Genomic DNA, 9,712 nt, shown 5'->3' with positions numbered 1-9,712 from the left:
TGATTTTGAGGGGATTGACGTTCATTGGGCGCATTGGGACGAACCGCCACCAAAGGCGATACTCCAGGCGGCGGAACGTGGTAAGGTGGTCACGAACGCCCCGTCGTGGTTTACGATGACGCCACTTAAAGAGGCGTACATTTATGACGAATACTCCCTGAAAGCCGCGAATAATGGTGGTGATGATGATGAAATCGCAGTCATGCGTGGCGAAATATGGGAGAACTGTATTGACTGGTGTTTCAAGTGCGATCTGGATATACCGGAAAATAGGACACTTGATGACAATTATAACCTCCTAAGACCGACTAAGACCTGCCCGACGTGTGGCAGGATGATGGGTTTCATCCCGAAGGCGGGTATTGACGAGTATCTGAAGACTCTGGACCCTGAAGAGAGGGAAGCCCGAGAGAAGGGCCTTTGGAAACACCTTTCAGGGTTGGTCTATAAGATGCTTGACAGAGATGTACACATCTGCGAAGACTTCACGGTGCCTCGGGATTGGATGAAAATAGAGGGTATTGACCCACACGACGCCCGAGCATCCTGCTACCTGTTCGCTGCGGTAGCCCCGGAAGAGATTGAGATTTACGACAAACCACGTAATCGCATCTACGTGTATGACTACCTCCTTCTGAAAGACCCTGACCTTGATTCTACGGTCAGGAAAATTCGGATGAAACGTGAGGAACACGGGTATTCTAAACCCAAGTGGATAATACTCGACTCTAAATATGGTGTGAGAGAAGATCGTGAGGGGAAGACGTGGGAAGGTGAATTGAGAAAGCGTGGGTTGGGACACATTATCCTGTCTCAGTCCAGACCCGGTGACGTTGAGTTGGGACATAAGGTGGTTAGGGAGTATGTGTCACACCACTACTCAGTCCTGACCGGACAGTCGAAGCCTGGCATCCTGTTTATGGACAGATGCAAGGGCAAGGGTGGTCCGATTCATCACCTATTCAACTACCAGTACAACCCGAAGAATGACAAACCCCTGGAAGAATTTAAAGATTTTGCCGATATTGTCCGCTACATCTGTATGGAAGAACCGGTATTCAGGTCACAGGCGAGTGAGAAGAAGCTGATTGACATGGTTAAGGCGAGACAGGAAAAGGCATATGCCGTCAGACGGCGAGGAACGATGTAGATGAGAGAACCATCCAAGAAGGATCTGAAAACATTAGAGTGGTTGCTGAAGAGATTTGACGCCTCAGAAGAGTGGTGTGAACCCTATTTTGACAGGGCACAGAGACACTACAAGTTGTACCGGTTTGGTTCAGGCGTATCAGAGGCGGATTGGCCATATGTGAACAGGACGAGATCGAGGGACATCCTCGCATTTGTCGAGGACACGACCGCACTCATGGTGCAGACCCTATTTGCTCAGATACCTTTCTTCGCCACGGAACCTCGGGAAACTGAGATTCTAACCCTGAAGAAAGAGGGCATAGACCCGATTAAACTGGCCGATCAGGTTTCGAAGGTGCTGCACCATCAGGTTAGCCATGAAGATGTTGAGTTCTTCGAGGAGATGATTGACTTCTACAAGGGTGGTGCCATGCTTGGCAACTCCTACCTCGGGGTCTACCCGAAGTGGGACCGCGACGGCAGGTATCGTCTACCACTCCTGAAGACACATGACTTCTGGAATGTACTCCCAATCGCTGGTGCGAGAAGGGTCACAAAGTCCAAGGGTGTCTTCGTCAGGGAGTTTATGAGTGTCGAAGATGTTCAGACACTCGGGAAGAAGGGGATATTCAAGAATGCCAACAAGGTGAGATCACCCAACGAGTCCAGCTCCGACAATAAGTGGCATGAGAGGTTATTGCAGGATTGTGGTATCACGGCATTTGAGGTTGACCCGGACAATGTGGAAACTATCCACTACCTTTCGGGAGGTCACGTCATATCATTCGCTGACAGGGGGGTCATATTGAGGGACAGTAGAGGTGACGTGGAAACACCATATCCCTATGACATGCCGGTCGTGCAGTATAAGTACATGCCACTTCCCCTGGAATTCTTCGCTATGGGCATTCCAGAAGTGCTGGAACACCTTCAGGAAGATAAGAATTTGATAAGGTCCGCGAGGCGGGACAATATTGACTTGGTGATTCAGCAGATTATCAAGGCGAGACAGGGTGCTGACATTAACTATGACCTGATGAACTACAGCCCCGGTGCCATATGGCCGCTGGAGAATCTGAATGATGTTGAACCACTCGTTGTTCCAGATGTTACACAATCTTCCTATCAGGAGGAGGCACAGCGTGAGCATGACATGGAAAATGCTCTATCCTTCTTCGGATATGCTAGGGGGATGACGCCACAGCATCAGGAACAACCTACCACAGTCATGAAACTTCAGCAGGCTTCCATGAACAGGTTGGACCTTGCTGTGAAGATGGCGGAATTTACGACACTTCAGAACATCGCCACAAGGGTTGTCCTACTCAATAGACGCTATATGGAGAAGGACGATTGGGAGGCGATTGTCGGTGAACCGGACGCCGGTTTCTACAGATTATCAGAAGAACAGATCAGACGATTCTTCATGTTTAAGCCTATGGGCAGTTCCGTGACACACATCAAGGAACTCCGCCAACAGCAGATTCAGGCGGCTATGGATATGACCGTCAGTATCCCGCCAGAGGCGACAATGAGCGCCCACACACCGTTTAAGGTGGACCTGTTTGAACTCCTGACTACTGCGTATGACGCTATTGACATTAAGAATGCCGACAGGATTCTCAGGAAATTAAGTCCTGAAGAGGTTCAGGGTATGCAGAAACAGCAGCAGAAAGAGGCGTTCATCAAAGATTTGGTGGTCGAACTTGAAACTAAAGAGAAGAAGATGGAGACTCACAAACTTCTCGCTGAGACTGTTAAGTCGTACACCGGTGCGGTGGAGGATATCGCAACCGCATATGCGAAGGTCAAGGACGTCGGAGTTGACATCGACGCTAATAAGATTAAGGCGTATGAGGCTAAGATTAAGAAGATGGCAGCAGGTAGACCATCGTTAGGGGGAGGGAATGGGGGCGCTACCACCACATAGGATAAAGAGACAGATCCTTAAGACGATCAATGATAATCCTGTTCGCAAGAAGACTTTGGCGGCTACTGGCGGAGACAGACGTGGAGAAATCATTGAAACGGGTAACGGCCTGTCTCGACTGGTTGAGTCTTCTGCCTGGGAATACATCGAGGAATACTTTTTTAATCATATGCGCCTTATTGATATTGCTACAAATACTCTGTCTAGTGATTTAGACAAGGGGATTGCGAAGGGTCTGATAGAGTTCTACCAGTGGATTCTAATCACCATCGAGGCGAAGGACAAAATTTTAGAAGAAGAGAGGTTGAAACATGCACAGTCAGAGACATCCGAAAAATAATCAGGGTAAAAGACCCGGGGTTTACAGAACTTTAAGGCCACCCAAGGCTACCGCCCTGGCGAAGTTTAAGAAGAACGCTGGCGGAGGTAAGTGTAAGGGGACCATAATCGGTCCGATGAGTTCCATTGGCACGTGCCCGAAGGATTCGAAGGTGGCACCCGGGAACGGTAACGACCCGGCAGGAAATATTAAAGTTTAACGGCATTCTGGAGGGGATATGGGAAAGAAATATTTTGGCCAGAGAGAAAATAGGGACATGGAGAACCCGGTCCCTGTTGTCGGTAAAATAGAGTTAGGATCAAAAGATTCGGTATTACCAGAAATACATTGTGACTGTAAAGACAAAATTGATCTTACTTTGGGTTACATCAACGAAGAAAAGATACAGGAAATAATTCAAAAGGTTAGGGATGTGTTGAGATCACACCAGTCCGATCTTTCTATCGAAACGAAAGAAAACGGTGGTAAGACTAAGGAAGTGATAATTACAGCACGAATAAAGATTAATTAACAGGAGGAGTTAAACAGAAAATGGCAGACGATATTAGTAACCTCCCTGACGTTGACCTTGGACCCATCGAAGCGGACCTCAAGAGCGCACAGGACAAAGGCGAAGGTATAGCACCAAAAGCGGAAGGGGATCTTGGACAGTTCAAGACGGCAGATGCGCTTCTTGAAGGATACAAAAATGTCCAGAGTTTTTCAACGAAGGTTTCACAGGAAAATAAGGGGTTGACAGAGGCGAACGAGGAACTTCAGGCTAAGATAGATGAACTTGAAGAGAACCAGCGTATGTCGTATAGCACGACACAATCTACTGACACCACCCCTGAAGATTTCAGCGAGGCATTCTACGCAGACCCGGAGAGAGCAGTAACCAGTAAGGCTATGGAAGCTGCGAGATTGACCCGGATCGAGGAAGTCCTTGAGGAAATAAAGTTAGACAGTAAGAATATCAAAGATTTCAATGAGAAGTACGCATGGGCCAAACATGCCGCGACACTAAACCCGAACCTTGGATCTTCGGCAGCAGGAGTGAAGAAGTTGTTCGAGGAGGGTGAGAAGTTGAAGAAGCAGCAGGTCAAGGAAGGTTCCATGCAGGCGCTCGGTTACCTGTTGGGTGAGACTCCGAATGATGAGCAACTCGCCAAATTACGTGAACTCATGGGCGCGGGAAAGACGACAGAAACTAAAACACAAAACAATAATGCCTATATGCCAGAAGTTGATTCTAGTACGGTAGCGGGACGGGATGTTGATCGGAAGCCGAATACATCGGCTACAATAGCGGAAGCTGTGGAGAAAGGTGATGCAGATGGTGTGCTTGACACTATGTTTGGAGAAATTTTTAGAGATTAGTGTCAGGTTGGCAGAATAGGAGTAATAGACAATGAGTATTTTGAGTACAGGCTTTATGACGGATTCGGCGTGGACCGCGACTCTGGCATCAAAGTTAGACAAGGTAGACTGTTCCCAGGTGTTGGCCGCTGTCTTAAAGGGAGACAGGGAGATTCTTGGACATATTAAAATGGGACCGCCTGCACATAATATTATGTGCGATTGGATCGAAGATGGTCTTAACCCGGCTTCTTTTGAAGCCTACTCGTCTGAAGTGAGTACCACCCTGACGTTTATCACAAGTTTTTCCAGTCAGGCATCAGGTAAGGCTATGATCCGTGACGGTTCGATCTTGGCACCTGTCGATCCGCGTGGTGGAACTGACTATCTCGTACAGGTTACGAGTGTTCTCGGGACCGCTGGTGTGAAACTTGCTGGAGCCTATGGTTCGACAACTTGGGTAACGGCTGGGCTAACTACTACATGGCACGTTGTGGCATCGCCATACAGCGATGATGACGACGCGAGTTCCGATGCGTCTGTAGCGAGGACTAAGCGAAGCAATCTTATGCAGGTCTTCGAGAGGGCGGTTTCCATTACCCAGACTCGTAAGGGGATGGACATGGAGGCGGTCGTCAGTGAACTCCAGTTGCAGATTAAACGGAGGACGATGGAGATCAAGCGCGAACTTGCGCTCTCTGTCACGCAGGGCATATCCCAGACGGGTGTGATTTACACTGATGCCGCGTCAGAGTTGATGACGATGACTGGTATAATTAACAGGTTGCGAGATCCTGATTACGATGCCACCCGTGAGGACACGATGGTCACGGCAAGGAGTGGCAACGCCCTTGTTTTGAGTGACATCAATGACCTCGCCTACAAGATTTATGATGCGGGTGGTCTTGACGATTCGGCAGACCCCATCATTGTTGTCGGACCAAAACAGCAGAGAGTTATCGCTGCGATGGAGAATGGTATCCGAAGGGCGGAACCGGGAGAGAGGAAGGTTGGTTATTACAAAGATGTTCTCATAACTGACATGGGTGTTGAAATGCCCGTCGTCCTTGACAGGTGGTTCCCTGCCGGTATGTTGATGATTATGGACAGGTCCAGGGTAGCACTCAGGCCGTTGGCCGGGGATTCGTGGCACTTGGAGAAAATGGCAAAAACCGGTAGGCATGAGAAATGGCAGATTTCAGGTCAGTACACCCTGGAAATCAGGAACGCTGACGCTGCTCATGGCCTGCTCGTCGATGTCGGGTAGTTAATGGTTGAATACGCAGAGCGACATGAAGGTTGGATGGGTTATGCGAAGTTGGCCGCTGAAGCGACTGGTGAGCATGGCAGCGCTCTGTGGGAAGAAAATACCCGAATAAACCGAAAACTATTCAGGGAGTCTGGGAAGCGGTGGGCGGCAGAACTGGAGGATGCCCACAAGGGCAAAACCTGCGTGATGATAGGTGCAAGCCCCGCCCTCGCCAACCAACTCGATGAGTTGAGAGAGTTACAGCACGACAAGGATTTCGTACTATTCGCAATCTCTTGCAACGTGAAGTACCTGCTCGACAGTGGCATCAAACCTGACTACGTGATAACCGTCGATCCACACCATTCTCAGGGGGACTTTTTTGATGGTTTGGATATGGCATTAACTAAGGATATAACCCTTATAGCGAACGTTTTTGCTTACCCCCAGATGTTGGAGATATGGCAGGGACCATTAAGGTGGTTAGCCCTCGCCAGCGACATCGAGCCGTGGATGACAAGACTCCAGAAATGGTACAGGCCCGTGAACGGCATTGGGAAATTGTTCCCGGCCTTGAGCAGTCAGTATAATATAGGCATAGCAATTGCCATACTAATATTTGGATGCGGGGTCATTATTTTTGTCGGAAACGAACTTAGCTATAAGGATAAAAAAACAACGTACTACGTTGATCGTACAGACGAGAAGGACGAGTACAAGCGCGAACCCGCTGTGGACATCTACGGCGGGGTCGTCTACACAAGTCGAATGCTGTTTACGCTGAAGATCGTGTCTGAGTGGTTTATCGGGCAGATGGCAGAGGCGGCGTGGTTTTTTAATTGTACGGAGGCGGGAATATTCGGGGTCAGTAAGAGTGGCAACGAACCCAACATCTGGCAGTTGACATTGAAGAACGGGGTCGCCCAGGCGAAGCAGATTATGAGAGCAGGGCAACCTTTCCTAAGTGAAACTCGGAGTATTGATGTGGTGCATCCAAATAGGACAGCTAGGCTAGGAGATATAGTCTACGATTAGGAGTTAACAATGAGTGATTTTTCAGAAATTTGCCCCATCTTTGAAACAGGGGTATTCCATGAAGTGTCTTTCTACAATATATGCAGAACTACGGGGACTTCTTTCACGTCAAATCTGTTGGAAAGTTCTCTGACTGCTGGTACTGCCGCGAACGGTTTTTCATTCGGCAGGACTGTTGTTGTAACTGACGCTTTTCTAAAGAGGTATGTAAACGCGACAGCGCCGACCAACGACCCAGAAATGATTATGAGGTTGCGACATAGAAGCACCGCTGGAGCGACACCAACAAACTTTGCGTTGATAACAATTAGTGTGACGGTGGATGTTCAACATCCCCTGTGTTACAATGCTATGACAGTATCAACCTCAACCACTTTCACCTCTGACGCTGTGCTAGATTTCAATCATGCTACAGAGACTACGACCTTCACGGGGAATTATGATTTGATGGTGAGATACAGGGAGGCATAAAATGTCAGATTTCAGCGAACTTTGCCCCCTGTTTGACACGGGGGTCTTTCATGAAGTAACGTTCCGCAATATTGACCTCCACACGGGCATTGCAGTTTCCATGAATATGCTGGAAACTTCTCTGTCTGCTGGTTCAGGTTCGAATGGATGGACCTTTGGCAGAACAGTTGTCGTGACAGACTGTTTCCTAAAGAGAAATATAAATGCTACAGGTGCCATTAATGGTGCAGCCCAAAAAATACGTGTGGGGATGAGAACTGTTGCCTCGGCTACACCATCTCGGTTCGCACTATTGACCGTTAGCGTAACAGATGATGTCCAGCACCCTCTGTGCTACATGCAGATGGCAACGACAAATACAACCTTCACCTCTGACGCCGTGTTGGATATGGGGCATAACACAATTACTGCGGCGCACCTTGGCAACTACGATCTTATGGTGAGGTATAGGGAGGCGTAAACATTTTGACTGAGGAGGGGATATGGATGCGATAGCTTTTATTCCAGCTAGGAAAGGGAGCAAGGGGTTGCCGGGGAAGAATAAAAAAATCTTTCACGGTAAACCTCTCATCCAGCACACAATCGACCAAGCGAAAGATTCAGGTGTGTTTGATAAAATTCTTGTTTCAACGGATGATGAAGACATTCTGGAGATCGCAGGGGAGTGCGAAGTCGATAGTCACAGGAGATTGGACGAACTGGGTGGAGATGACGTGCAGGTTTCGGAAGTCTTGTATGATTACTTCGCGAGGCAGACCTATCTACACAAGTACCTCTGTCTACTGAACCCAACGTCACCGCTGAGAACAGCAGATGATATAGCGAAATCTTCTAAGTACATTAAGATGAAGAAATACCAAACCGTCGTCAGTGTACAATGGCACGACTGGATGGGATGGATTGGGAAACCCTCCAACCAGGGTCCAGCCTGTACTTACAATGTGGCTCAAAGACCGAACAGACAGACCCGAGATGATTTCTTCATGGAGAACGGTTCCATTTATTGGTGTATGTTGGACGTGCTGATAGCTTACGGTAATTTCATTGGCAACCCTGAAAAGGCAAAGCTCTATGAAATGAGTAGGGAACGAAGTTTTGAGATAGATACTCCTTTTGATTGGTACATGGCGGAGAGGGCTTATGAGTATTTACAACGTTAATCAGCACAGAAAGATAATAAAGAACTTCAATAAAGGGTTTGAGGGCAACGAAGGCTACAAGATTATGCGGAAACAGTGGGAAGCGAACACCATAAAAAATCTTCCCCTGTTGAAAAAGGAAAACAGCATATGGCGCTTGCAGGACAAGCACGACAAGGGCAATCCAAAAGCCTTTATTCTTGTCGGGTCTTCTCCCTCCCTGGAACGGGATGTCCACGCCCTGAAGGGTATCAGTGACAACTTTCGGATTCTATGTTCGAACAGCTCACTGAAGTATTTATTAAAACATGGTGTCAAGCCACACTACGTCATTTCTTGCGATAGCGACGACGTAGACATACCACAGCATCTTGACTGTGATAGTAGGGGGATTACGCTTTTTGCCAGTTCAGTTATAGATCACGACACGGTTAAGAAGTGGCAGGGTGATGTTTGGTTTCTCCCGTACTACAGCATCGGCAAGGAGTTGAGAAAAAAAGTGAGGGGAAAACTTGGCAGACAGTTGGGAAGCGGTGGCAATTCGATTTCGTCTGCGCTTTTCGTTGTTACATTGGTGCTTGGTGTGAAAATTTGCGTCTTTGTCGGGAACGAACTCTGTCTATCGGGAGTGAAAGACTATTACGCGGATAAGGAGTCCGCGAAACAGGAGAAACTGAAGAACCTATTCCCCGTTGTTGATGTTGCGGGGGAGGAGAAGTGGACCCTACCGGCGCTGTTTATGTATTCCATGTGGATAGAAAAAGTTTGTTCTGACCTGACACCGCCTGGATTTTTCATTGATTCATCGGTGGGGTTACTTGGCAAGAGTGGGAGTGCAATTAATGTCCGCCCGATTAAGGATTCTATAACACTTATCGACAAGATTTTTGATAGGATGAAGGCGGGGGAAACTATAGACGAGTTGAGGGTGGTGAAAAGATATGACGGGGACGAAAGTAAAGTGTTGCGCTACGACATGCAGGCACATAGAGAAGAATTATTGCAGCTTGCCAGAAATTGATCTGGAATTTATGGCGGCAATTAATCTGTTGGGTTCCGCAGGAACGAAGGTTTATCTG

11 protein-coding genes are annotated in these 9,712 nt (G+C 48.0%); all 11 read left to right on the top strand.

Annotated elements, in window-relative coordinates:
* The coding region (locus GY843_RS11430) for a hypothetical protein (RefSeq protein WP_297309674.1) at positions 1-1,150 on the top strand (1,150 nt) is incomplete at its 5' end.
* Entirely contained in the window at positions 1,151-3,061 is a 1,911-nt protein-coding gene (locus tag GY843_RS11425) for a hypothetical protein (RefSeq protein WP_297309672.1), read from the top strand.
* Positions 3,039-3,401, top strand: coding sequence for a hypothetical protein (locus tag GY843_RS11420; RefSeq protein WP_297309669.1), 363 nt, complete (start codon positions 3,039-3,041; stop codon positions 3,399-3,401). Before GY843_RS11425 ends, GY843_RS11420 begins: the two co-directional genes overlap by 23 nt.
* A gap of 217 nt (positions 3,402-3,618) precedes the next feature.
* Positions 3,619-3,912 carry a hypothetical protein gene (locus tag GY843_RS11415; protein WP_297309668.1) on the top strand — a complete coding sequence of 98 codons (294 nt, stop codon included), beginning with the start codon at positions 3,619-3,621 and terminating at the stop codon, positions 3,910-3,912.
* Between the two features lie 20 nt (positions 3,913-3,932).
* On the top strand, positions 3,933-4,760 hold the full coding sequence (locus GY843_RS11410) for a hypothetical protein (protein ID WP_297309666.1): 828 nt from the start codon (positions 3,933-3,935) through the stop codon (positions 4,758-4,760).
* A 31-nt stretch (positions 4,761-4,791) separates the two neighbouring features.
* On the top strand, positions 4,792-6,006 hold the full coding sequence (locus GY843_RS11405) for a DUF5309 family protein (RefSeq protein ID WP_297309664.1): 1,215 nt from the start codon (positions 4,792-4,794) through the stop codon (positions 6,004-6,006).
* Between the two features lie 3 nt (positions 6,007-6,009).
* Entirely contained in the window at positions 6,010-7,023 is a 1,014-nt protein-coding gene (locus GY843_RS11400; protein WP_297309663.1) for a 6-hydroxymethylpterin diphosphokinase MptE-like protein, read from the top strand.
* Between the two features lie 9 nt (positions 7,024-7,032).
* The gene (locus tag GY843_RS11395; protein WP_297309662.1) at positions 7,033-7,494 is read left to right on the top strand and encodes a hypothetical protein; all 462 of its coding nucleotides are present in this window, start codon (positions 7,033-7,035) and stop codon (positions 7,492-7,494) included.
* Position 7,495: 1 nt separating this feature from the next.
* Positions 7,496-7,954: a hypothetical protein gene (locus GY843_RS11390; RefSeq protein WP_297309660.1), complete on the top strand. Its 459-nt coding sequence runs from the start codon at positions 7,496-7,498 to the stop codon at positions 7,952-7,954.
* Positions 7,955-7,976: 22 nt separating this feature from the next.
* The gene (locus GY843_RS11385) at positions 7,977-8,654 is read left to right on the top strand and encodes an acylneuraminate cytidylyltransferase family protein (protein WP_297309658.1); all 678 of its coding nucleotides are present in this window, start codon (positions 7,977-7,979) and stop codon (positions 8,652-8,654) included.
* Positions 8,635-9,654, top strand: a complete 1,020-nt coding sequence (locus tag GY843_RS11380; RefSeq protein ID WP_297309656.1) for a 6-hydroxymethylpterin diphosphokinase MptE-like protein — start codon at positions 8,635-8,637, stop codon at positions 9,652-9,654. Before GY843_RS11385 ends, GY843_RS11380 begins: the two co-directional genes overlap by 20 nt.
* Positions 9,655-9,712 lie beyond the last annotated feature (58 nt).

Origin of the sequence: Neptuniibacter sp. (assembly GCF_024231755.1) — a bacterium.
GTDB lineage: Bacteria > Pseudomonadota > Gammaproteobacteria > Pseudomonadales > Balneatricaceae > Neptuniibacter.
The sequence above is the reverse complement of the archived record's forward strand: the minus strand, read 5'-3'. Positions and strand labels throughout refer to the sequence as shown.

Coding starts and splice junctions, on each gene's coding strand:
- GY843_RS11425 (WP_297309672.1), top strand. CDS start 1,151: ATGAGAGAACCATCCAAGAAGGATCTGAAAACATTAGAGTGGTTGCTG.
- GY843_RS11420 (WP_297309669.1), top strand. CDS start 3,039: ATGGGGGCGCTACCACCACATAGGATAAAGAGACAGATCCTTAAGACG.
- GY843_RS11415 (WP_297309668.1), top strand. CDS start 3,619: ATGGGAAAGAAATATTTTGGCCAGAGAGAAAATAGGGACATGGAGAAC.
- GY843_RS11410 (WP_297309666.1), top strand. CDS start 3,933: ATGGCAGACGATATTAGTAACCTCCCTGACGTTGACCTTGGACCCATC.
- GY843_RS11405 (WP_297309664.1), top strand. CDS start 4,792: ATGAGTATTTTGAGTACAGGCTTTATGACGGATTCGGCGTGGACCGCG.
- GY843_RS11400 (WP_297309663.1), top strand. CDS start 6,010: ATGGTTGAATACGCAGAGCGACATGAAGGTTGGATGGGTTATGCGAAG.
- GY843_RS11395 (WP_297309662.1), top strand. CDS start 7,033: ATGAGTGATTTTTCAGAAATTTGCCCCATCTTTGAAACAGGGGTATTC.
- GY843_RS11390 (WP_297309660.1), top strand. CDS start 7,496: ATGTCAGATTTCAGCGAACTTTGCCCCCTGTTTGACACGGGGGTCTTT.
- GY843_RS11385 (WP_297309658.1), top strand. CDS start 7,977: ATGGATGCGATAGCTTTTATTCCAGCTAGGAAAGGGAGCAAGGGGTTG.
- GY843_RS11380 (WP_297309656.1), top strand. CDS start 8,635: ATGAGTATTTACAACGTTAATCAGCACAGAAAGATAATAAAGAACTTC.